We start from the raw sequence: 24,275 nt of genomic DNA, 5'->3' as shown, positions 1-24,275 counted from the left end.
TGGCGCCAGCCAACGCAGGCACTTTCCCTAAAGGGTCCATAAAAGTGTGTTCGCGTAAAGCAGTTAATTGAGTCAATAGACTTTTGATTTCTCTAAGCAATCTCGATTGCTTAACTGTGTGAAAATTATAATGCAAGAACCTTCTGCGTTAAGTTTACTACCGCCAGTATTGGTGGTGGTTTTGGCCGTATTTTTACGCCGCCCTATTTTATCTTTACTGATTGGTGCTTTATTTGGTTTAGTCATGCTAGGTCCGACCGCTGTGTTAGCCAATTTTGCTGATATTTCATTAAAAGTAATGCAAGACGAAACCATTGCCTGGCTAATTCTAGTCTGTGGTGGATTTGGTGCATTAATCGCTTTATTAGTGAGAACCGGGGGTGCAAGTGCATTCGCCGAATTAGCGTTAAAATTTGCCAAAGGCCAGCGTTCATCGTTAGTAATGACCTTTGTGCTAGGTGTAATTATTTTTATCGATGATTACCTAAATGCATTAACCGTCGGTGAAACTATGAAGCGTATCACCGATAAGTTTAAAATTAGCCGCGAAATGCTCGCTTATGTTGTTGACTCAACGGCTGCGCCTATTTGTGTGCTTGTACCACTCTCTACATGGGCCGTTTTTTTTGGTGGCTTGTTAGTTGATAATAATGTTGCACCAGAAGGTCAAGGTATTGCTGTATATATCCAAGCAATACCTTACATGTTATATGCTTGGTTTGCAGTCATTGTGGTATTACTAGTTAGCTTAAATGTCATTCCTGCTTTTGGTCCGATGAAAAAAGCACAACTACGTGCCATGAATAATCAAATCGAAATATCAAATAGCCAGTACACAGATGTTCAAACAGCGGATGAATACGCAGTAAAAGCAGCAGAAGAAAACTTTGAAACAGCCGCTTCAAACGGCAAACTCTATAACTTTTTAGTACCTATAGTTTTACTTGTTACGTTTACTGTTTACTTTGACATTGACGTCTATAAAGGGCTGCTGGCAACCTTTACCGTTGTTTTGCCTTTTTATATGTTACAAAAGTTGATGACATTGTCAGAACTCGTTGAGCGTATGCTCGATGGTTTTAAAAGCATGATACCCGCTATTGGGACTGTGGTTGCAGCATTTATATTTAAAGATGTGTGTGACCAATTAATGCTTCCGCAATATGTCATTAATACCTTGAGCCCTTATATGACAGCACAGTACTTACCAGCCGTGGTGTTTTTAGCAATGGCAGTCCTTGCTTTTGCAACGGGTTCAAGCTGGGGGATTTTCGCAGTAACTATTCCTATTGTAATGCCACTGGCTTACGCAATTGATGCCAATATTCCTTTAGTGATTGGTGCTTTGTTATCGGCGTCGTCATTTGGTAGTCAAGCGTGCTTCTATTCAGATTCCACCGTACTTGCTGCACAAGGCTCAGGGTGTGATTTAGTCAGCCATGCTATCACGCAACTGCCTTATACCTTACTTGCTGCAACGGCTGCATTTATAGGATTTTTGCTTATCGCATAAATCAAAAAGCCCAAGCAATAGCTTGGGCTTTTGTTTATCAACTATTAAATTAGTTTTGGAATTTAATGCCTTTGTAAAAACTTTCTAAGTTTTCAACTTTTGTTTGGCTTTTCAGATCTGCAAATGGCTTGTCTGCAAACTTACTACCACGCATTTGAATGTTTAAACGCGCAGCTTCACTATTGAGCATCGTTTTCTTGTAATAATCTTTCAGATCAGCCAAGGTTACTTTTTCAACTTCAGCGATAAGCTTTTCTTTAGAGTCAAACTTAAAGTTCTCACGATACCAGTCTGTAATAAGTGGCGACATTTCATCACTTAAATTCTTAGGTTGCTCTTTTAAAGATACAAGCGTTGCATTTTTAAGTTGTGCAAATGTTTCTTCTGTCATGTTATCAAGCTCAACTGCGTATTGCTTTTTAAACTCATCAAAGCGCGCCTGCATCTCTTTAGGACCTTTAACCGGTGTTTGAATGTAAAGACCTAATGCAGAATAATCTTCGATTGGACGCGCTAACGCACCAACCGCATAAGCAAGTTGCTCTTCAGTACGTAACTTATCAAACGCTACGGTTCTAAAGTGGCTTTGTAAAATTTGTGCCTGTGCTTGTTGTTTATAGCCAGGGGTTGGGTGAACAACCATGTCAATGATTGCTACATCAGCTACATCAATATCTTTTTGTAAAACGATACGCTCACCAGGCTGAGGCAACCAGGCTTTACTTCTAGCAAACTCGGTCGCTTTATGACCTTTTGGTAAAATAGCGGTTAGTTTACTCGCAATAGCGTCAACATCATTTTGGTTGTAGTTACCAAACGTGAATACGCGTAAGTCATTGGCAGCAAGTGTTGATTGCTTAATAGCCGTAAAATCAGCTAAGGTAAGCGCATCTGCCGCAGCAATCAAGGTTTCGGTATCAAATTTACCACTACGAGTAAGCTTAGAGTACTCACCGAATGCTTGATAGAACGGGAACTGTTTTTGCTGATTTAGTAAATCACGCTTAAAACGATCGATTGCTTGGGCAAAACCTTCTTCAGACACCTCTAAGGTTAGATTTTCAAGCGCCTGAGCTAAAAGGACATCTTGTTTATCAGTGAAACCACTAAGCGATAACACAAGGCCATTACTTGGCTGTAACCCTAAACTCATACCTGCAACAGCGGCTTCTGTGCTTAATTTACTTTGTTGTAAGTTATAAAGATCAGCCCAAATTGAGTAAAGAACCTGTGATTTTACATTCACAAGGGCATCTGGCGTATTAATATAAACTTCAACAAGACCTTTAGGCTGCTCAGCAAACTGCTGACTTGCTTGACGCCAAACTTTAACGCCTTGCTGATCAAATACGAGTTCAGGGTGCGCTTGTTGTTTAAACTCAGCTGTTTTAATTGCAAAGCTTTCAGGTAATAAGCGGTTTACTGTTGGTAATGCTAACGCGTATTCACTTGGTTTATTCCAGCTTGCAACTTCTGACTCGCTGATATCTTCAATACGATATTTACCATCGTAAAAATGCAGCTGTGAATCTGTCTCTTCTTGTTTTGAAATATACCAAATACGTAAAGTATCTTCGTTTAATTGCGAAAGGACATTTTGCACCGCATCTGCATCAAACTTGGCATAATAATAAGGTGCGTTAATTGCGTTGTTCACAGGGAACTTTTGCATGCTATCAGTTAAGTTACTTACATAACCAAACTCATCCCCTTTTTCTAGGAATTGAAACGAATTGTTTAACGATGTACGAATTTCATTAAAGTATTTGCTATCAACACCCTGCTCTTTGATAAGTGCAATATATTGCATAACCATAGCAACAATTTCTTCGCGGTTTTGCATGCCGGCATCAGTCAATTCAATATCAACTGTTAAGCTTCCGTAGTTCCCATATTGCGTTGGTGAAGCAGAAGACGATAAACCTGATACCCAACCTTTATCACGTAGTATTTGTGCTGGGCTGCCTTGCATTTCGTTACTTAAAAGGTAAGAAACAAAACGGTTTGGTTTAACTGCAAATTGTGAACTGTTATCAGCAATAGTGAATTCTAATTGCAGTTGTTTTACGTCTTCATTCGGTGCGTAATAAACACGTTTACCGCCAGCTTCAGAGAAATCTAACTTATCAGTCACCGTTGGCTTTTCGATATTTTTATTTTCAATATCAGCAAAGTACTGTTTTGCTTTTGCTTCCATCTCAGCAAGTGGACGATTAGAAATCATCGCCACTTTCATAATGTTCGATGAATAGTACTTGTTATAAAAAGCAACGGTTTCTTTATGAAGATTGCTGCCTTCTTTATCACCTAGTGTTTCTAGGTTACCAATCAAGAAGCGGTTAGCAGGATGTGAGCCCATCATTTGACGTGCCAGTTTGAATTGACCAAAAAAGTCCATCTCACGGCGCATTGACCATTCGGCATTTACGGCATTTTTTTCTTTGTCTGTGTACTCAGGGTAAAGCTTTGGTGATTTAAAGAAATCCGCAAAACGGTCAAGTGCTTCATCGTAGGCATCATTGTTCACTTTGAACATGTAGTTTGTGATATCTAACCAAGTGTAAGCGTTATGAGCACCGCCATTTTTAGTCATAAAATCACTGTAACCTTTGGTGTCTGGGTAACGGTCCGTACCAAGGAACAGCATATGCTCTAAATAGTGCGCCATACCTTGTTGCGACATAGGGTCGTGCAATAAACCAACACCAACACTCAATGCAGCAGCTGATTTTTCAGCACTTGGATCTGAAATTAAAATTACATCAATTTCGTTATCAAGTTTTAATGTTTTGTACTCACGGGTGTCGTTTGGACTGATAACTAACGAGTCTGGAATAAGGTTAGTATTAGCAGCAGGAGGCGTTGTGGTAGAAGTAGAAGAACAACCTGCTAACACTGCAAAAGCGATTGCACTGAGTCCCATTATTTTTTTCATTATTTTGTATCCATTAGAAATTGAATAAATTTTTATTTATCATGTGTTTTCGAGCGCCGCAATTCAATGCTTTTCAGTTAAGTTACAGCAAAACTTTGTAACACATTGTGAAAATGCAGTACTTACGGTTAAGATTAATAGCAATAACTATAACAAAGGATGAGCTATGGAAAGGTGGCTAATTGTAGCAATGTTCACTCAGGTGTTACTGACATTTATTGTGATGTACATTATGGGTAAGCGCCGTTTTCGTGCGGCAAAGCAAAAAACCATTGAGATGAAAGACTTCTTATTAATGGAACTTGAAAAAGCTGGGGATAATGTTCGCGTAGCAGATCGTAACTTTATCAATCAATTCGAAATGCCTGTGCTGTTTTTTATTGCCTGTTTAACAGCTCTGCAAGTCAATGCTGTAGGTACTGTTTTTGTTGCCCTTGCTTGGGTTTATGTTGCATTAAGAATTATTCATAGCGTAATACACTTAACTTCAAACACCTTGAAGGCGCGCTATTATAGTTTCGTTGTCAGTAGCTTTATAATGCTAATAATGTGGGTGCTGATTTTAGTTAGAATCTTTTAATAATCATCAATACAAAGAAATAAGGCGCTTTTTAGCGCCTTATTAACTTTGTTGGTTGGAATTATTTACGACGAGCAAAGCCTGCTAGGGCTAATAAAGATAGCATCCATGCAAGACTACCACCTGAACTACTACCGCCGTTGTCTGAAGCGTCATCTTCATCAATCAGCGTGTTTTCTTTTGGTGATAAAGAAGCAGATGAATTAGGGTCATCGTCAATCACAGTTACACTGTTAATGTAAAATAAGTTTTCACCACTAAAACCTGATGTTGTATCTGGGCACTGCTCTTCATTTAAGTTTACTACTGGGATCTCTCCACAATGTACTAATTCTGTGATTTGCTCTATCACAGCCATACTCTGGACAGTTACCTCGCCAAAAACGGTAAAGCCACCATTTTGTAAGTCAAGATTTGCGCTGTTATCTTTTAAATTAAAAAACCACTGACTGGTTGCACTGTTAGCATTGCCACCAAGCTTAGCCATTGCAATGGTACCTTTCACATTAGACAACTCTGGTTCATTAGTAATAGCGTCTGCGGTGTCTATCGCATCAAAGTCAGTACCAAATTTAAACCCCCCACCTTGTAAAATAAAGTTATCAACAGAACGATGGATAACGGTGCCATCGTAGCTACCATCTGCAACATAATTCAAAAAGTTCTCAACTGTAGCTGGTGTCTGTTGATCATAAAGATGAACCGTAATGCTGCCCAGATCCGTTTGCATTTCGACAATAGTTGCATTCGCTGTAAAACTGCTAGCCAATAAAGCTGTTGCAAGTAGATGTTTTTTCATTGTTTATCTTTCCTGATAATTTTTATTATAAAACTGCAAGAAGCTTAAACAAAATAGACAGGTGCTTAAATAGCAAACAAAACAGTTACACAAAACGCGTCAAATCAATTACATCTCAATTACATTAATTTACACAGTGTATTCATTATGGTTATAAAAAGTTTAAAGATTAAATCAAAATCGTCTTATCAAATAGGCTCAGTTTGTTAGTATCTGCACGACAACAATGAACACACAGGAATGAACCATGGCGAATGAAGAGAACGCAATATGCGATTTTGGCCTACACCAAGGTGAGCCTTATAGTAAGTTACCCGCTAGTTTTTTAAATTGGATGGTCGGCAATAATCATCTTAAGTCTCATTATGCAGAACAAGAACTACAACGAAGACAACTTGCCGCAACAGGACAACTAAATACAGAAAATAGCGACAAAAGTTTATAAAAGACATTTAATTTAAACTTAAGTCGTTTAAACTAAGCGCATAATTAACCTACTGCTCTATTCAGGCAAACAATTATGCGTTTTTTTTTACTAACATCGCTACTGGTTACCCTAACCGCGTGTAGCTCCTCTTCTAACAATACAGATTCAGCCCAATATTTCACTCTGCTCCATACTAATGATAATCACGGTCGTTTTTGGCATAACGAACATGGTGAATATGGTATGGCTGCTCGCAAGACTTTAATTGATCAATTAAGAGCCGATGCTAAAGCACAAGGACATGCAGTTTTACTGCTGTCTGGTGGCGATATCAATACAGGTATTCCTGAATCAGATCTACAACACGCAGAACCGGATTTTAAAGGTATGTCTGTAATTGGTTACGATGCCATGGCAATTGGTAACCATGAGTTTGATAACCCGCTGGCTGTACTCGATAAACAGCAAAAATGGTCTAACTTCCCTTTTTTATCAGCCAATATCATAGATAAAACGACCGGTGAAACTCGTTATCAAGCATACAAAATCTTTGAAAAAAACGGGCTTAAAATTGCTGTCATTGGTTTAACCACAACAGATACAGCAAAAATAGGTAACCCGCAGTATATCGGCGGCCTAGAATTTAAAGACCCTACAGAAGTGACTACAAAGTTAGCCCCAAAAATTGAAAAACAGTACAAGCCTGATATCACTATTGCTGTAACGCACATGGGTCACTATGTTGATGCTAACTTTGGTATTAATGCACCCGGTGATGTGACTATGGCGCGTAACTTACCAAAAGGAATGCTAGATATTATTGTCGGCGGTCATTCACAAGAGCCGGTGTGTATGAAAGAAGCCAATGTTGCTGACGAAAGCTTTATGCCAGGTAAAGCGTGTAAGCCTGATCAACAAAACGGTACTTGGATCATGCAAGCCCATGAGTGGGGTAAATATGTGGGAAAAGCTGAATTCAAATTAGAAAACGATGAATTAACTCTGCTCAATTACTCACTTATTCCGGTCAATCTTTATATCGATGATGAAAATGGCAATAAACAGCTAGCGGCTGAGTACATCGAGCCAAACAAAAACTTACAAGACATGCTCGCGGTTTATCAGAAAAAAGGTGCAGCACAAATTGCTGGTAAAATAGGTAACGTGGATGCAAAACTTGAAGGTGACCGCAATAAAGTACGCTATGAGCAAGTAAACTTAGCACGCGTTATTATTGCTGCACAAATGCAGTCAGTGGGTGCTGATTTTGGTTTGATAAGCGGTGGCGGTATTCGTGATAGCATTCAAGCTGGCGATGTCAGTTATAAAGATATTTTAAAAGTTCATCCTTTTAAAAACCGTATCACCTATATTGATATGACAGGCCAAGAGCTATATGACTACTTGCAGGTTGTTACTTCTTTCCCACCTGATTCAGGTGCCTACTTACAATACTATAAGCTAAGTTTCAAACGCGATAACGACACTTTATCTGATGTTAAAATTGCTGGTAAACCACTTGATATGACTAAAACATATCGAATGAGTATTAATAGCTACAACGCCTCTGGTGGTGATGGCTACCCTACGCTTACCAATAAAAAAGGCTTTGTAAGTACAGATGATACCGATGCACAGGCATTAAAACGTTTCTTTGAGCAAAATAGCCCTGTTAAAGCGGCTGATTACACACCTAAGCAGTTTTAGATACCTAATCATCAATATCTAAATAGATAAAGGGAAGTCAGTGACTTCCCTTTTTACTTTTAAACTAGATTATTTCCCTATGACTTCAATATCGGTGATCTCAATCGACTTCAATCCGTAATGATGTAATCGAGAGCGTGAACCTTCACCATGGGCTTTAGGCGGATAATAGGTTTCTTTTATCTCAAGCTGGTCTTGCCAAACTTCATCAAGGGCTGCCCTAATTTCGCTTAAAGTTTTTTCTAAGCTATTGGTAAAGTTTGGTCGTTTACGTATTGTGTGACCAAGCTCAACTAACCGGTAAAAATACTTGTTCGCTAAAGTCAGCAATTCTTCTGGTACATCTTTATTTTGATTAAGCACTACGTCAGGTTGCTCAATACAAAACTCAACTAAAGCGAGATAAAAACACAATGGTTTATTCGCAAGTGCCACTGTTTTATCGACATCGCAACTAGCAGCCAAGGTTTTATTTTGAAGATCGACTATCAATTTAGGTTTTTCTTCTATCTGAACTGCAACTTCAGGTTCGTTTTTAGCTATTTGAATCTTGGTTCGTTCACTGATAAATAATAAGTAGGTAAATGTAGATGCAAATAAGCAGACCAGAATGAACACAGCTATATCGTTTTTATCTAATAAGGAAGATGCGATAACAAAGCTAACCGTTAATGATTTTTGAGGTGCATGTAATTGCTTAGTAATTAAATCAGCACGAGCAGGATATTCCGAAATACCTTCAATAGAGTAAACCATCACGCCTGAGTCAGCTAACTGAGCATTAAGACGCGTGATATAATTGAGTACCATGTCTCTACTACCGGAGTGCTTCAAAAAACCATCTGGTAAATTTAAATGGTTTAAATCAAGGGCAATACGGTTTTCAACTTTTGCTAAAGTCAGTGCATCATTAGTTGTTGTCTTATAAGCTTTTGCAGTAATGAAGGTAGCAAATAATACCAAGCAGCAGCTTAAAAATATTGCGCCATAAATAAGCTTAATTCTAATTGGCAGCATTGCTATCCCCTACTTTCATTGTTTGCTGAGTCGAGTCACATTCCCAAAAAGACTCAACATGATTAAAGTAATGAGAATTCTGATTGTGTGCCAAAAGGGTTAACTGCGCTTGAACTGCACATAAAAGGTCGGTGTTTTCGTCCTGCATTTTTAAATACCAACGACTGCCACTTATATTGTCGCGTATAGGCGTAATATAATTTTTAGAAAAACGTTGCTGATCACTGTCTTGCCAATAAGAAGAAATTAAATCAACCTTTCCGCTGGCAAGCAGCTCTCTTAACTCAGTATGGGAACTAGCGTAAGTTATATCTAGGTTTTCTAGGTTGATATCTAATTTTTTAAATAGCTGCTTTGGTAAAATATGTCCTGAGCGACTGGTTGGGTAATCAAGTAAACCAATGCGTTTATCTAAAAAGTAGCTCTTATCAATTCTAGGTTTTTCTTTACTCGAAATTAAATAGGCAGTGTAATCAGGAAATCCAACAACAGCTTGATAGTTGTAAGTTGACTCCGCCATAAAAGCGTTAATTAAATTTTCTTTAGCAAGGATTAAATCAGCAATCCCTTTGCCTAAAAACTCAATCGTGTCTGAGGTTTTATAACCCCAATAAGAGGTTACCTTGCCATATTGTTTACTTATGATGTCATCATTGCATAAGGTTTTAGCAACATCCTCAGCCAACACTTTGCCCGATGAATACACCACTAACTCGTTAAGGTTAACCTCTGATTTGGTATCACATTGAAAAGACGTTTCAATAAATGCATCGATATCAGAAACAGCCGGTTTACCCTGCAAAATTCCGATATAAAAAAACAAAATAACTGATAGAAACAAAAATGTAACAATCGACGATTTTTTTATTAGTATTGTTCTTAAATTCAATTTTAATAGCCAACAACGCTCCGTTGTCTCTATTTGAACAATTATTCTTACTTATTACAACAAGTAATTTTACCTGAATAATTTAAACTATTGATAAATAACATATATGAACAAGAAATTATGAATCTTATTGAGTCCTTTCTATTTGATTTTAAATTCAGGAAAATATGTCACAAGAAATCGTGCTTCATTGCACATTCATTTTGGACACTGAGTCAATGTTACAAAAAACAATAAAAATGTTGCTGTTATCAACACCAGTTATTTCAGCAGTGTTAAGCACCCCTGCAAATGCATGGGGTCAAAATGGTCATCGTATTGTTGGTGAAATTGCATCTAAGCATATTACAGACACCACTAAACTAGCATTAGTTCCCCTACTCGATGGTGACTCACTACCACAAGTTGCAACGTGGGCTGATGAAATGCGTTCTGCTCCAGAAAATTTCTGGCAAAAGAAATCTTCGCGCTGGCATTACATTAACTTTGAAGAAGGCGATGCTAAACCCCGTTACGATTCAGATGCCCATCATAATAAAGAAACCGTGTCAGATATCCTTGAAGGCATGGAATACTCAATCTCAGTTTTACAAAACCAGAAAGCCTCACTAGCTGAAAAACAGTTCGCACTGCGTTTTTTAGTTCATCTAGTTGGTGACAGCCACCAACCTTTTCATGCCGGACGCGGTGAAGATCGTGGTGGCAACAATATTTCTGTCACATTCTTCGGTCAAGATACCAATTTACATAGCCTATGGGACACAAAACTCATTGAAAATGAAAATTTGTCCTATACTGAGTTTGCGCAATTTATAAATACAACAAATCAAGCGTTAATCACGGACTATCTTGCCAGTTCACCTAGCGATTGGTTAGTCGAATCAAATAATATTGCAAATTCACTGTATAACGAAAATGAAACAAACGTAAGTTATAGTTATATCTACAAAAACTTACCAATTGTGAAAACTCGCCTACAGCAAGGCGGTATAAGATTGGCTGGTTTATTAAATACGTTATTTGATAAATCAGCAAAACCGTTAGTAAAGGCACTTAAGATGCCAACTGACAGCAAACTATAAATGAAACATAACCTCTAACACGGGAAATAACATAATGAAAATCCAACTCCGCAAAACAGCTCTATCACTTGCTATTGCAGCATGTGTTGGTGTGAGTGGTGCAGCGTTAGCAAATGAAACAACATCTGCTATCAAGGGTCAAATCAAAGGTCCTAGCGGCAACCCTGCTGCTGGCACTAAGATCACTATCGTTCACTTACCTTCAGGTTCAACTAAAGAAACTGAAACGAACGATGCGGGTTACTTCACAGCAAAAGGCCTACGTGTAGGTGGTCCTTACCGCGTTGTTGTAGATTCTGACGTATTCGCAGATCAAACATTCAACAACATTAACCTACAAGTGGGTGCTGACTACCCAGTTAATGTTACGTTAGAGAGACAATCTGATGTAGAACAAATCGTAGTTACTGGTCGCCCTATCAGCCGTATGTCTGGTGGTACAGGTCCTGCTGCAACGTTCACTCTTGAAGATTTAGAAAACCAACCAGCTATCAACCGTGATTTAAAAGATATCATCCGTATCGACCCACGTGTAACTATCGATGATAGCCGCGGTTCAATCAACTGTGGTGGTGGTAACCCACGTTTTAACAGCTTAACCCTTGACGGCGTTCGTATGAACGATAACTTCGGTTTAAGCTCAAATGGTTACCCAACTATCGGTGCTCCTTTCTCTTTCGATTCAATCGAGCAAGTTGCAGTTGAGTTAGCACCATTTGATGTTCAATATGGCGGTTTCACATCATGTAACATCAACGCAGTTACTAAATCTGGTGGTAACGAAGTACACGGTGGTGTTTTCTTCGATTACACAAATGATTCAATGAAAGGCGATAAAATCGAAGGTGAAGACTACGACAACGGTGATTACACTGAAAAACGTTACGGCTTCAACGTTGGTTTACCACTAATCAAAGATAACCTTTTCTTATTCACATCATACGAAAAAGTTGAAGGCGTTAAACAATATGAGTACGGCGGTTTAAACACAGGTAGCGTTTCAGCTGCAGACGTTGCTCGTGTACAGCAAATCGCACAAGACGTATACGGTTATGACGCAGGTGGCATGCCATCTAGTGCTCCAGTAGAAGATGAAAAAATCTTAATTAAGTTAGACTGGAACATCAATGACGATCACCGTGCAAACTTAATCTATAACTACAATGACGCTTTCACGCTATCTCAATCAGATGCATACAGCGATACAGTAGCTTTAGATAATCACTTCTTCAAGCAAGGTGCTGAGTTTACATCAATCATCGGTTCACTATACTCAGATTGGTCAGATAGCTTCTCAACTGAAGTTCGTATTGGTAAATCTGAGCTAGATGCAACAGTACAATCTTTAGATGCAGCGAGCGGCTTTGGTGAAATGCAAATTGATGCTGCTGGCGGTGGTACTATCTATATCGGTCCTGATGACTCTCGTCAATCAAATGACCTAGACTACGAAACAACGACTGTAAAACTTGCAGGTACATACTATCTTGATCAACACACGATCACAGGTGGTTATGAGTACGAAAAGCTAGACGTATTTAACCAATTCGTACAGCACACTCAAGGTGAGTGGCGTTTTGATTCTGTAGATGATTTTGAAGCTGGTCAAGCTGCACGTATCTACTACAACAATGCTGCGGGTACAAACAACCCAACTGATGCTGCTGCAAGCTTCTCATATGCACAACATACTTTCTATGTGCAAGATGAGTACAGCTTCACAGATTTAGATGCGACGTTAACATTTGGTCTTCGTTACGACAAATACACAAGTGACGACAAACCAAACTACAATGAAAACTTCACTAACCGCTACGGTTTCAGCAACCAAGCAACATTTGACGGCATCGATTTAATTCAACCACGTGTAGGTTTTGAATGGTATGCAACAGATGCATTAGAAGTACGTGCAGGTGTAGGCCTATTCTCTGGTGGTAACCCGAACGTTTGGTTATCTAACTCATACTCAAACGACGGTATCACGAACATTGGTACTTACCGTGAAGATATTGATTTATTCAATACACCAACAGTAAACGGTGGTACTCCAGGTTACGAAGTGCCACAAGATATGTTTGATGAAGTTGCTAATACGACAATTGGTGCAGGTGATTCATCAGTAAATGCTGTTGACCCAGACTTTGAAATGCCATCAGAGTGGAAATACTCAGTAGGTGCAACATACACAACTGAAGATGAATACGTTTTCTCTCTAGATTACTTATTCACTAAGCGTAAAGATGCTGCAATTTTACAAGACATCGCATTACAAGATTCAGGCAGAACTACATTTGACGGTCGTCCAATTCTTGAGTCTATCGAAGGTCGTAGTGGTGACTTACTGCTGACTAACGTAAGTGGTGATAGCGGTGAGTCTCACATCATTTCTGCTGCAATGAGTAAGCGTTTTGATAACGGTATTAGCGTACAACTTGCTTATGCTTACACTGACTCAACAGATGTAAACCCAATGACTAGCTCTGTAGCGAGCTCAAACTACGGTAACATGGCGACATACGATCCGACTAACCCAGGTGCACACACATCTGATTACGAGATCCCGCATCGCTTTACGATGACATTAGGTTACACAACTGAATTGTTTGATGGTTACAACACACGTTTCAACCTATTCAGCGAAACATTCAAAGGTCTTCCTTACAGCTATACATATAACGGTAGCGACAATGTTTGGGGTGATAGCAACTCTAACCGTAGCCGTCAGCTAATGTATATCCCTGAAGTAAATGACCCTAACGTTGTTTACGACATGACACCTGAAGAAGTAACTGAGTTTAACGAGTGGATTTCAGCTCAAGGCCTTGAACGCGGTGAAATCGTTGGCCGTAACAGCCAAAATGCTGATTGGTTCACTAAAGTTAACTTCAAGATGACTCAAGAGTTACCTGGTTTCATGCCTGGTCACAAAGGTGAAGTATTCTTCGTTATCGATAACTTAACTAACATGTTAAACGATGACTGGGGCGTACTTAAGAAAGGTAACTTCGTTGGTAACCGTATGATCAAAACATCAATCGATGACCAAGGTCGTTACGTATACTCTGACTTCAGCCCTAACAATGGTAAAACTGCAACTCAAAGCGGTGCATCAGTTTGGGAAATGCGTGTAGGTGTACGTTACACATTCTAATAACAAGTTAACCTTGTTATAAAGCAAAAGCCCGCCCCTACTGGCGGGCTTTTTACGTTTGGGGGAAAGTTGGCAAGAGTAAAGTTAGCGAGTTGCTAGGTATCAGCGATTTTACATCGCGCCTTTCTACATAAAACCTAGAACCTAATACCTGATAAATCTTTTCGTAGGGCTGGCTTTAGCCGGGAATGGTTGTAGATATGAGATACGAGATACGAGATACGAGATACGAGATACAAGAGTAAAATAAGCCAGTACCAAGATTAAAGCTTGAAGTAACAAATTAATGTATTTATATGTAGCAGATTTTACATCGCGTCTGAGGGCTGATGTTTAACTCGATCTAAGATTGTTATGTAGGTCGTCATTTATGGCAACAAATGTTTAAACACCGAATGATGACGGGCTAAAGCCCGACCTCCACTGATATGTAAATGCAGGCCAATGAGACCTGCACAGTTATGTCTATTTAAGCTGCGTAAACCGCAAGTGGATGTGTTGTATTGATAGAAACATGCACTGCATCACCTGGGCGTACCATCACTTCATGGCTAACACGGCTTGTCACCACAGTATCACACGCTAATTTTACAGCGCATAAGCGGCTGCCACCTTCGTAACGGACCCATGTCACTTTACCATTGCTAGTAGCTGCATTTTGAATAAGATTAATATCATCAGGGCGAAGTAATACATCAACCTTCGCGGTTTCATGATCAACCTTAATAGCTGGGGCATTACCTAAATCAGTGGTGGCGATATCACCTTCACAGTTACCGGCAATGAAACTTGCTTCACCTAAGAAACGTGCAACAAAGCGATTGCTTGGTAAGCTAAAGCAGCGTTCAGGGGTATCTATTTGCTGAATAATCCCTTCTTTCAGTACGCCAACTCGGTCACCGACAGATAAGGCTTCTTCTTGGTCATGGGTTACCCAAATAGCAGGTACACCCGCATCTTTTAATGCATTACGAATATCCCAACGAAGGGTATCTTTTAAAGCTGCATCAAGGTTTGATAAAGGTTCGTCAAGCAATACAAAGTCAGGTTCGTGAGCCAATGTACGGGCAAGTGCTACACGCTGCTTTTGACCACCCGATAAAGTAGCGGGCTTTTTATCACGAAAAGCTTCAAGACCCAGTAACTTAATCCAATGATCTGCTTTAGAGGTATCAGTTAATCTAAAGCAAATATTTTGCTGTACCGTTAAGTGCGGAAATAACGCAAAGTCTTGAAATACCATCCCTACTTTACGCTTTTCTGGTGGTACTTTTAATTTGGGTGTTGCCCGCCATGAGCCTAAGTTAATTTCGCCTTCGCTGATAGGAATAAGCCCTGCTAACGCTTGTAAAATTGTACTTTTACCACAGCCAGTTGGACCAACTAGCATGAGGATCTCACTTTCCCCAAGTGATAAGTTAAGTTCACTTACCACACGATTGCTACCATAATCGATAGACAGCTTACTAACTGATAGCATTAAACTGATCCTTAATGTTCTAATTGACTGCGCTTTTCACCTGAGAGCATTATAGCTAAGCCACATGCTGATATCACTACTAACAAGAGCCCAGGAATGGCAGCGCGACCGAAATAACCGGCTTCGTAAACTCGCCACAAATAGGTTGATAGGGTTTCAAATCCTGTTGGGCCGAGTAACAATGTTGCTTCAAGCTCTCGCATTGATTCTAAAAATACCAAAGCTGCACCAGCAATGATACCGCGCAGTGTTAAAGGCAAGGTAATACGCATAAATGCTTCACGAGGGCTTGCGCCTAATACGCGAGCTGATTTAATTAAACTCGAATCTAAGTGTTCTGTGCTGGTTCGCACAGATCCCACTGCCAACGGTAAAAAGCGCAGCACATAGGCAATCACTAATAATGCCAGAGTTTGGTATAAAAGCGGTAATTGCAGGCCACCATAAACAAGTGCAGTACCCATTACGATACCTGGAATACCAAATCCGAAATAAGTAACCCGTTCCATAATGCGCCCTACTTTACCGCTTAAGGCAGCATGCGCTACAGGCACAGCAACCACAACAGCGACAATAGCCGCAATGCCAGATGCATAAGCTGAGTTCCACGCAATGCTGAAATCAAAATCAGCAACACCATCACGGGCAAGCCAAAGGGTAAAAATGGCTAACGGCAAACAAATAGCCAATAATAAAACAGGTAGAAAAGTCACCAGCATGGCTAACTTTTGCCCGTTAGATGGGAATAACATCAGCGGTCTACCGTGGCGCTCTGAAGCCGTTTTAATTTGTGATTCGATGAACAGTAAAAAGCCTACTATTACCATTAATTGAAGCGACAACATCGCTGCACGACTTAAGCCAAAGGCGTTATATTCAACATAGATTACCCGAGTAAAGGTATCTAAGCGCATCATCGCCGGTGTACCAAAATCTGATAGGGTATAAAGTGCAACCAGTAATGAGCCCGCCGCAATACCGTTTATTACACGCGGTAATATGACTTTAAACACACTCATCGGCATCGACATGCCTAAAGTGCGAGCCGCGTTTACCATGCTAGCATCGAGACTAAGTAAAGACGAACGCGTAGTTAGCATCACAAATGGAAATGTGTATAGCGTCATTACAATGGCAGCCCCCGTTAAGCCATACATAGGCGGGGTTTCAAAGCCTAGCAGCTGATTTATCTCACCACCGGGGCCAAATGCTGCATATAAAGTAAACGCGCCAATATAACTTGGAATAGCAAGTGGCGCTGCAAACAAAACAAGCCAAAGCTTTTTAAAAGGAAGTTGAACATAGGCACTGATAAACGCCAGAGGCACGCCAATTAAAATAGAGCCTAAAACAGTTAACACCATAAGTGATAAGGTGTTACCTAGAATTTTTAAATTGTGACTATCAAAAACAGCCGTCGCATCACTGGCTAAGGTGATCAGAATATAAACTGGCACTAACGCCAAAAGCGCTGCAAGCAGCGCCATGGGATAAGAAGCAGGTATGCGCATTATAAAATACCGCTACTGCGCATAAGGTCGAGTGTTGGCCTTAAATCTGCCAATTGAGTTAAATCGATTTTCGGTGGTGACACATCCGTTAATGCTGGTAACCCAGCTGGTTGGTAAATACCTTGGATCAATGGAATTTCGTAGGCTTCACGTGCTAAATAGCTTTGTACTTCAGAGCTTAGTAAGTAGCGCATAAAGTTCATTGCATTTGGGTTGTCTGTCAGTGATAACACACCTGATGCATTAACTAAACAACCGGCATCTTGATTGGTGAATGCTAGATCAAGATTAGCATTAGGTTTACCTGACTTAAGACGTAACGTGTAATAATGGTTTGCAAAACCAATATCCACTTCACCACGCTCAACAGCCATCACTACGCCAAGCTCGCCTGCATAGGTTTTCGAACGTTTTTGAACTTTCTTAAGCCATTTAGCGGTTTTATCTTCACCTTCAAGAATACGCATTGCCGTGACAAATGATTGGAAAGAAGCATAAGCCGGTGCCCAACCAATAGATAAATCGCTATCAGCAATGGCCATTATGCTATCTGGGATCTGATCTTTACTTAGGCGCTTAGTGTTATAAGGCAATGTACGAATACGACCTGTCACAGGTGCCCAGCCCGGATAACGAAACTGCGGTTGTAACTGCGCCTCTAAGTCAGATGGTAGCGGTTTAGCTAAACCTGCATCTGTGACTAAGCCAATCGCACCAGAGTCAACCGCCCAAAATAGATCAGCACGTTTAACACCCGCTTTCGCTTCTGCCACTATCATGTTGGCAAGTGCAGCAGTTGGGCCACGGCGAATAGATAAATTAAGTTTTGGGTTTTTCTTTTGGATTGATTGCAGTACGTTTTCGTACAAACCACCTTCACCACGGCCTAAATATAAAGTTAGGTCACCCTCTAGGGATGGTAAGTCTTTCACTGAAATTGGGCTTGCAGCAGAGGCTGCAAAGGCACGAGAAAGAGGTAGCGGCATTGCGCCTACTACCCCAAACGCAGCCAGGCCTTGAATAAAGGTCCTACGCTTCACTAAAATACATCCTTACGTGCTTTTTCGGCTTCTTCTAGTAACACCTTAGCGCGATCTAGTTTTTCTTGCATATCAACAACCACTGCACGGACTTGGTCAACAGACCCTTTATCAGAAATAGCTTTAGGCAGGGTTACGTTAAAATCTTTTTCGAGTACTTCTACTAACTTCGCATCTTTTTCGATAAGTGTACCTTCAACACCTTCAAATAAGTGAAGGTAAGTATCGTGTACAATTTGCGTTGCTTCATCGCTTAAACGTTCTGCGTATTTTGCAACAACACGGTCTAATTTATGTTTGATCTCATCGATAGTAGCGCTTTGCGTCATTGTTTCAGAAGCAGTTGCTTTTACAGCTTTTAATAAGCCTTTTTGCTGGAAGTCAGCAGCAAGTTTAACAGCTCCAAGACCCTGCCACAAGGCAGCATTTAAGGCCTTTTGGTGTTTACGTACTTCGCTTGCTGGTTTTTTGTCATCAATAGCCATTTTGATACCATAAATGCCTTGCCAGATTGATGCATAAACCGGCACATAATTCGTTTCAATCGCACTGTGAAACTTTACTGATTCCCAGTATTCAATTAAATCATCGCTTTTAACTGCTTTTGCGCCTTTTGTTTCATAATCGGTAACCATGGTGTCAACTTTACCGACCATCCACTCAACGTCTTCTGAGTAATCTTTTAAATTTTCTTTTAGATGATTAACGTGCTCACCAATTGGGCCATTTGCCAATACAGGTTGGGCAATAAAAGTAGATGCTAATACTAGGCTAAGACCTAGTGTTTTAACGGTGTTTAACGCTAATTTCATAGGGGGGACATCCAAGTTTCTAATTGTAAATGATAGCCATTATCATATATGTATCGATTGTCTAAATCAATTGCTATAAAGCCTTGATTACAGATTTAAACATTTTTATTTAGGTGATTGGAAAGCTTACTAAGAGTGCTTATAAATTGTTTAAGTTCTTGGCTATCTAAGTCACTCACTAAACCTGCTTGCCACTCATTTGCTAATGGCACAATTTGTTCATGAAGACGGTTCCCCTCAACGGAAAGCGATAACAAACTTGCGCGTTTATCCTTAGGGTTTTCTTTGGCTATTATAAGGTTTCTGGTCAATAGCGACTTTACTGCACGAGACACCGTTGATTTATCCATTCGTGCCATATCACATAATTCTTTGGCAGTGCGCTCACCATATTGCGCTAAATTCGCAATTATCCGCCATTGTGGCACGGTTAAATCGAACTGCTGTTGATATAGCTCACTAAACTGCTCACTCATTTGCATTGCAATATTAGTTAGTGAATAAGGTAAGAACTGTTTTAAATCGAGCGTTGTTTGATTATCTGTCGTCATGGCTGCACTACTGTCAAAGAATATTTACACAAGTAAATTCAGTGTAGTTTGAATTTAGTCTCACATGAGAGTATCTTACCTAAAACCTTTCAGGAGTCTAGTGATGAATAACGAATTACAATATATGACTGGCTTTGGTAATGAATTTGAAACCGAAGCATTACCCGGTGCATTACCTATCGGTCAATTCAGCCCGCAAAAAGTTAAATACGATTTATATGCTGAGCAGTTCAGTACTACGGCTTTTACAGCGCCCCGTGCTGATAATCGTCGAACTTGGTTTTACCGCATTCGCCCGTCAGTAATACAAGGTGATTACACGCCAATTGATAATGGCCTTATTCGCACCGCTCCTATTACAGAAGTGCCAACACCACCGACGATGCTGCGTTGGGATCCAATTGAAATTCCAGCACAGCCAACTGATTTTATAGATGGTTTAGTCACTATGGCTGCCAACGGTAGTGCCAATGCACAAACAGGTATTGGTATTCATATTTATGTCGCTAATAAATCAATGCAACACCGTTACTTTTATAATGCTGACGGTGAAATGTTATTCGTGCCGCAACAAGGTGAGCTATTACTTAGAACCGAGTGCGGGATACTCACCGTTCGTGCAGGCGAAATTGCCGTAATTCCTCGTGGCATTAAGTTCGCAGTTGATTTGCTTACTGATACAGCCCGTGGCTATATCTGTGAAAACTATGGCCATGCCTATATTTTACCAGAGCGCGGCCCTGTCGGTGCCAATGGTTATGCTAATGACCGTGACTTCCACTACCCTGTAGCCGCTTTTGAAGATGTAGAAGGTGATTTCGAACTCGTTGCTAAATTCAATGGCAATATGTTCCGTTGTGATATTGGCCACTCGCCATTAGATGTGGTTGCTTGGACGGGTAACAGTGCACCTTACAAGTATGACCTTGCTAGATTCAATGTTATGAATACAGTAAGTTACGATCACCCAGACCCATCAATCTTTACTGTATTAACATCACCATCAGGTACAGAAGGTGTTGCTAATATCGATTTTGCTATCTTCCCTCCACGCTGGATGGTGGCTGAAAACACATTCCGCCCACCTTATTACCACCGTAATATCATGAGTGAGTTTATGGGCCTAATCGAAGGTGTCTACGATGCCAAAGAGCATGGCTTTGTACCAGGTGGTTCTAGCTTACATAATTGTATGTCGCCACATGGACCAGAAGCCGATGTATTCGAAAAAGCATCAAATGCTGAACTTGAACCACAACGCTACGAAAACACTTTGGCATTTATGTTCGAATCGCGTTACGTTATTTCACCAACTAAATATGCCCTTGAAGGTAAAGAGCGTCAGCCTAATTACACTGACTGTTGGCGCACTATTAAAAAACATTTCACAGGTAAACAGGACGTATAATGAAACTTTATAGCTATTTTCGTTCATCAGCTGCATATCGAGTACGCATTGCGCTTAATTTAAAGAACATTGATCACGAGTTGGTGACAGTTAATTTATTAAAATCCGAACAGCAAAGCGACGAGTACCTAGCTAAGAACCCTCAAGGGTTATTGCCTGCATTAGAAACTGAGCAAGGGGTACTTGCGCAGTCGCTGGCTATTTTAGAGTGGCTAGAAGAAACTCATCCAGAAACGCCACTGTTAACGGGTGATGTATGGCAAAAAGCTCAGATCCGTAATTTATGTTATGCCGTAGCGTGTGATATCCACCCTATCGATAATTTGCGCGTATTAAAATACTTGGCTAACGATCTGGGTGTTGATGAAGAAGCAAAAACAACCTGGTATAAGCATTGGGTAGAAGTTGGCTTTGAGAGTATCGAAAAGCTACTTGATGAAGCGAACACGTTTTGTGTGGGCAACAAACCAACGCTTGCAGATGTGTGCTTAGTGCCGCAAGTATTTAATGCCTTGCGCTTTAAGGTTGATATGACCAATTACCCTAAAATTGCAGCTGTTTATGAGCAATGTAATAAGCTTGATGCCTTTATAGATGCTGCACCACAAAATCAGCCAGATGCGATTTAAGCGTTAGTATGATTAATGTAAAAGGCCCGAACAATTCGGGCCTTTTATATTTGTTATCTAAGCGCTGAGTTAATCACACTCACATGGTTGATTAAATCGAGCCCTAAGTCCGTTAAGTAGCCCCCATCAGGACTATCAGTAATACCTTTATCATAAAGCCGTTTTGCTGCATCTTTAATTGAGTTTTCTGCATCGGAGTGTATTTTAATTCCCTGCATTTGAGAGTTACGAGGAAATTTTGCAAGCAGGATTAGTTCATCGATCATATTTTTATCAAATTGCATGTGTTCACCTTTTTATTATTTATTCCTTGTCATAAGCTTAGTGTAGTTATACAAATCTGCCCAACGGGAGGCGTATTTTGTTAAAGAAAATTTTACTGTTAAGTACTTTGTTTACTTTAGGGTTTCTAAATCAAGCGCACGCTAAGGAAAAACCATTAATCGTGCTTGATGGTCAAGAGGCGTTAAACAATGAAAAAGTGTGTTGGTATGAAAATAAACGCTATACCGAAGGTGCCTATATTGTCGTTGGCGAGATGACCTTAATTTGCAGCGCCAAACAGCCTAATTTTTCAAACAGTGATTTGGCGTGGCTCAGACTAAATGCTAATGGCGAGATTATTTACCCTAAACAAACGAAAACGATTCACGTCAATTAGATTAAAACGCACAGATAGGGTACTATTGCGCGGTTGCAAATAACCTAAGATTTATCATGGACAATCAACCAAATAATCCGTTACATGGCGTTAAATTAGCCGACATCGTTACTAAACTTGAAGAAAAACTTGGTTGGGAAGGTATGGCAGCGCACGTCGATGTACGCTGCTTTCAAAATGACCCAAGTGTAAAGTCGAGTCTTAAATTTTTACGAAAGACCCCTTGGGCACGAGAAAAAGTAGAGCAGTTATATATTGATACCTTTATCGATAATGACCAAGCTGATGATGGCACTTTCCAATGGAAAAGCATCAAAAAGTAACCACTTAATCTTCAGCTGCTACAATCACCGAAAGCGATTTCGGTGATATCTCCACCTCTAGTTTATCTGCAGTTTTAACTTCACCATCAATAACATAGCTCAACCCTTTTGCTGCGCGTACTGTTACTCGTTTAGCATTTGTGTGGTGACTGTTAATAGCAAAACTAGTTTGTGTAATACTCGAGAACACTAACTCCGCAATACTTAAAGTACTCGCTTTAGAATCGGCACTAGGTGTTAGCCAGTTAACATCCAATAAACCATCTTGGTGATCTGGCTGCCCTGCAGATTGAGCAAGTAAAGTAGTAAATGGCGCGGCGTTGGCGATGATTAAACTGGTAGTATTGATTGTTTGCTCATCGTTATTATCAAGAGTAACAACATAGTCTTGCGCTTCATGCTCACCTAATGCTTGCCAAAACCCTTGTAAATAAGCTAATTGCCCAGACTCATTTTTAGCATCACGATGGGCTTTTTCAATCATCTTTTGTTCAAAACCAATTCCTGCAAGTAATAACATACGCTCGCCATTACACACAGCGGTATCTATCCGACTCGCCTGCCCTTCAATAATAAGCTCACACGCCTGCTCTACCGGAATAAGCTTCGATTGTATACCCATCAACACATGAGCGAGGGCATTTGCAGTACCTAAAGGAATAATCCCCAGTTTACAGTCTGTATTAACAAGTACACTTGCCACCTCTGTTACTGTACCATCACCACCACAGGCGATGACTACATCAGGGTTCAATTCAAGTGCTTCTTTGGCTAACTCAGTACCATTTACCTGCTCTGAAGTGGTGTAAACAGTTAAATCGTAATACTCAGACAAACGAGATGTAATTTGCTTACGTTTAGCTTCCCACAGTTTTGTGCCAGAAACAGGGTTAGCAATGAGCACAGCTTTATTTTTGATTAATAAGTCACCTCTACGATGGCGACGCACTAGATGACGCAGCTGGCGCTTGTTTAAATTTGCAGTTTCTCGTGTCTCTTTAATTTGTGCGAGTACTTGGTGTACATCGGCATCTTTATTTTGGCTAAGTAAGTAAGCTGCCATCACAAATACAGAACGGCCTCGTCCTAAAGCGCAATGCACTACCACACGTCTATCAGCTTTTACTTGATGGTCAATCCAATTAATTGCTTGATGTAGTTGCGCGCGTGTTGGCACGCTATGATCAAGAACAGGAATATTTAAATAACGAATATTCTCTTGGGTAGAAGACCATTCAAGGCCATCAAACTCGCAAGTTACATCTAAAATAGCCGTAATACCCATTTCTTTCATAGTGTCTATATCGGAAGGAAATAAACGACAGGCTAAAAATAAATGCTCATTAATTTGCTGTAATGGCGGTACTTTATCGTGTTTACGCGACCAAGCATTGTAAAGCTGTGCACCCAATAAGAAGGGGATAAAAGCCCAACGAATATAAATAGGAATAACGCCATTTTCGCGTTTTCTAAAAATACGCGCGATATTAAAAAAATATGCGCCACTGACTAATAGTAACGACAGTGCAGTCCAATAAAAAAACAGTGCAAAGTACACAGTTTCTACGCGAATAGCCGCAATTATAAATACAATCGCTAATGCTAAGTAACTAAATGCTGCCCACATAATCACTCCTTGTTATTCTAATTGCACAATACCTTGCAAATTTCACTCCATATAAAGCCATTTAAATAGCTTTATAGACTATGAAAAATCAGCAACTTAGCAATTATTAAAAAGCTTACCAATTTAGTTTAGG

The 24,275-nt window shown here is 40.1% G+C and carries 21 protein-coding genes; 10 read left to right on the top strand and 11 right to left on the bottom strand.

Going from position 1 to position 24,275, the window contains the following annotated elements:
* Window positions 1-130 precede the first annotated feature (130 nt).
* A complete protein-coding gene (locus IMPJCBKJ_RS15830; RefSeq protein ID WP_166340984.1) occupies window positions 131-1,513 on the top strand; it encodes a Na+/H+ antiporter NhaC family protein in 1,383 nt (460 codons plus the stop codon).
* A 49-nt stretch (window positions 1,514-1,562) separates the two neighbouring features.
* On the opposite strand, the gene IMPJCBKJ_RS15825 is transcribed toward IMPJCBKJ_RS15830, so the two are convergent.
* Window positions 1,563-4,448, bottom strand: a complete 2,886-nt coding sequence (locus IMPJCBKJ_RS15825) for an insulinase family protein (protein WP_138599798.1) — start codon at window positions 4,446-4,448, stop codon at window positions 1,563-1,565.
* A 166-nt stretch (window positions 4,449-4,614) separates the two neighbouring features.
* Between IMPJCBKJ_RS15825 and IMPJCBKJ_RS15820 the strand changes: the two genes are divergently transcribed.
* Window positions 4,615-5,028 (top strand): MAPEG family protein, encoded by a 414-nt coding sequence (locus tag IMPJCBKJ_RS15820; RefSeq protein ID WP_138599799.1) that lies wholly within the window; start codon window positions 4,615-4,617, stop codon window positions 5,026-5,028.
* Window positions 5,029-5,089: 61 nt separating this feature from the next.
* Here the strand turns inward: IMPJCBKJ_RS15820 and IMPJCBKJ_RS15815 are convergent, their stop codons facing one another.
* The gene (locus IMPJCBKJ_RS15815) at window positions 5,090-5,827 is read right to left on the bottom strand and encodes a peptidylprolyl isomerase (protein ID WP_166340982.1); all 738 of its coding nucleotides are present in this window, start codon (window positions 5,825-5,827) and stop codon (window positions 5,090-5,092) included.
* 247 nt (window positions 5,828-6,074) lie between these two features.
* On the opposite strand from IMPJCBKJ_RS15815, the gene IMPJCBKJ_RS15810 reads away from it, so the two are divergent.
* Window positions 6,075-6,272, top strand: coding sequence for a hypothetical protein (locus IMPJCBKJ_RS15810; protein WP_054552199.1), 198 nt, complete (start codon window positions 6,075-6,077; stop codon window positions 6,270-6,272).
* A 75-nt stretch (window positions 6,273-6,347) separates the two neighbouring features.
* Window positions 6,348-7,961, top strand: coding sequence for a bifunctional UDP-sugar hydrolase/5'-nucleotidase UshA (gene ushA / locus IMPJCBKJ_RS15805; RefSeq protein ID WP_166340980.1), 1,614 nt, complete (start codon window positions 6,348-6,350; stop codon window positions 7,959-7,961).
* Window positions 7,962-8,030: 69 nt separating this feature from the next.
* Here ushA and IMPJCBKJ_RS15800 read toward each other — a convergent pair whose 3' ends face one another.
* Window positions 8,031-8,978 (bottom strand): hypothetical protein, encoded by a 948-nt coding sequence (locus IMPJCBKJ_RS15800; RefSeq protein WP_166340978.1) that lies wholly within the window; start codon window positions 8,976-8,978, stop codon window positions 8,031-8,033.
* Window positions 8,965-9,867 (bottom strand): hypothetical protein, encoded by a 903-nt coding sequence (locus IMPJCBKJ_RS15795; protein ID WP_054552196.1) that lies wholly within the window; start codon window positions 9,865-9,867, stop codon window positions 8,965-8,967. The genes IMPJCBKJ_RS15800 and IMPJCBKJ_RS15795 overlap by 14 nt, the downstream gene beginning before the upstream one ends.
* Window positions 9,868-10,085: 218 nt before the next feature.
* Here IMPJCBKJ_RS15795 and IMPJCBKJ_RS15790 point away from each other — a divergent pair, with 218 nt between their 5' ends.
* Entirely contained in the window at window positions 10,086-10,949 is an 864-nt protein-coding gene (locus IMPJCBKJ_RS15790; protein WP_166341048.1) for a S1/P1 nuclease, read from the top strand.
* A gap of 34 nt (window positions 10,950-10,983) precedes the next feature.
* Window positions 10,984-14,100, top strand: coding sequence for a TonB-dependent receptor (locus IMPJCBKJ_RS15785; RefSeq protein WP_166340976.1), 3,117 nt, complete (start codon window positions 10,984-10,986; stop codon window positions 14,098-14,100).
* 469 nt (window positions 14,101-14,569) lie between these two features.
* Here IMPJCBKJ_RS15785 and IMPJCBKJ_RS15780 read toward each other — a convergent pair whose 3' ends face one another.
* From IMPJCBKJ_RS15780 to IMPJCBKJ_RS15760, 5 genes are all read right to left on the bottom strand, one after another.
* Complete coding sequence (locus IMPJCBKJ_RS15780) at window positions 14,570-15,580, bottom strand: ABC transporter ATP-binding protein (RefSeq protein WP_054552194.1); 1,011 nt, start codon at window positions 15,578-15,580, stop codon at window positions 14,570-14,572.
* An 11-nt stretch (window positions 15,581-15,591) separates the two neighbouring features.
* Window positions 15,592-17,091, bottom strand: coding sequence for an iron ABC transporter permease (locus IMPJCBKJ_RS15775; protein ID WP_054552193.1), 1,500 nt, complete (start codon window positions 17,089-17,091; stop codon window positions 15,592-15,594).
* Window positions 17,091-18,131 (bottom strand): extracellular solute-binding protein, encoded by a 1,041-nt coding sequence (locus IMPJCBKJ_RS15770; RefSeq protein WP_166340974.1) that lies wholly within the window; start codon window positions 18,129-18,131, stop codon window positions 17,091-17,093. The genes IMPJCBKJ_RS15775 and IMPJCBKJ_RS15770 overlap by 1 nt, the downstream gene beginning before the upstream one ends.
* On the bottom strand, window positions 18,131-18,943 hold the full coding sequence (locus IMPJCBKJ_RS15765; protein ID WP_054552191.1) for a hypothetical protein: 813 nt from the start codon (window positions 18,941-18,943) through the stop codon (window positions 18,131-18,133). Before IMPJCBKJ_RS15765 ends, IMPJCBKJ_RS15770 begins: the two co-directional genes overlap by 1 nt.
* A 95-nt stretch (window positions 18,944-19,038) precedes the next feature.
* Window positions 19,039-19,494: a MarR family winged helix-turn-helix transcriptional regulator gene (locus IMPJCBKJ_RS15760; protein ID WP_138617308.1), complete on the bottom strand. Its 456-nt coding sequence runs from the start codon at window positions 19,492-19,494 to the stop codon at window positions 19,039-19,041.
* Window positions 19,495-19,597: 103 nt separating this feature from the next.
* Between IMPJCBKJ_RS15760 and hmgA the strand changes: the two genes are divergently transcribed.
* Together hmgA and maiA are read left to right on the top strand one after the other, a co-directional pair.
* Complete coding sequence (hmgA, locus tag IMPJCBKJ_RS15755; protein ID WP_166340972.1) at window positions 19,598-20,902, top strand: homogentisate 1,2-dioxygenase; 1,305 nt, start codon at window positions 19,598-19,600, stop codon at window positions 20,900-20,902.
* Window positions 20,902-21,531 (top strand): maleylacetoacetate isomerase, encoded by a 630-nt coding sequence (maiA, locus tag IMPJCBKJ_RS15750; RefSeq protein WP_166340970.1) that lies wholly within the window; start codon window positions 20,902-20,904, stop codon window positions 21,529-21,531. Before hmgA ends, maiA begins: the two co-directional genes overlap by 1 nt.
* Window positions 21,532-21,584: 53 nt before the next feature.
* Here maiA and IMPJCBKJ_RS15745 read toward each other — a convergent pair whose 3' ends face one another.
* Complete coding sequence (locus tag IMPJCBKJ_RS15745; RefSeq protein WP_166340967.1) at window positions 21,585-21,815, bottom strand: TIGR02647 family protein; 231 nt, start codon at window positions 21,813-21,815, stop codon at window positions 21,585-21,587.
* Between the two features lie 77 nt (window positions 21,816-21,892).
* Between IMPJCBKJ_RS15745 and IMPJCBKJ_RS15740 the strand changes: the two genes are divergently transcribed.
* Both IMPJCBKJ_RS15740 and IMPJCBKJ_RS15735 read left to right on the top strand, forming a co-directional pair.
* Window positions 21,893-22,192 (top strand): DUF1496 domain-containing protein, encoded by a 300-nt coding sequence (locus tag IMPJCBKJ_RS15740; RefSeq protein ID WP_054552186.1) that lies wholly within the window; start codon window positions 21,893-21,895, stop codon window positions 22,190-22,192.
* A gap of 56 nt (window positions 22,193-22,248) precedes the next feature.
* The gene (locus IMPJCBKJ_RS15735) at window positions 22,249-22,515 is read left to right on the top strand and encodes a VF530 family protein (protein ID WP_055198859.1); all 267 of its coding nucleotides are present in this window, start codon (window positions 22,249-22,251) and stop codon (window positions 22,513-22,515) included.
* Window positions 22,516-22,519: 4 nt separating this feature from the next.
* Here the strand turns inward: IMPJCBKJ_RS15735 and IMPJCBKJ_RS15730 are convergent, their stop codons facing one another.
* A complete protein-coding gene (locus IMPJCBKJ_RS15730) occupies window positions 22,520-24,142 on the bottom strand; it encodes a diacylglycerol kinase family protein (RefSeq protein ID WP_166340965.1) in 1,623 nt (540 codons plus the stop codon).
* Window positions 24,143-24,275: the final 133 nt, after the last annotated feature.

The sequence above is a fragment of the Pseudoalteromonas sp. MB47 genome, assembly GCF_011319765.1.
Taxonomy (GTDB): domain Bacteria; phylum Pseudomonadota; class Gammaproteobacteria; order Enterobacterales; family Alteromonadaceae; genus Pseudoalteromonas; species Pseudoalteromonas simplex.
Note: the sequence above shows the minus strand (reverse complement) of the source record. Positions and strands in the feature narration are given on the sequence as shown.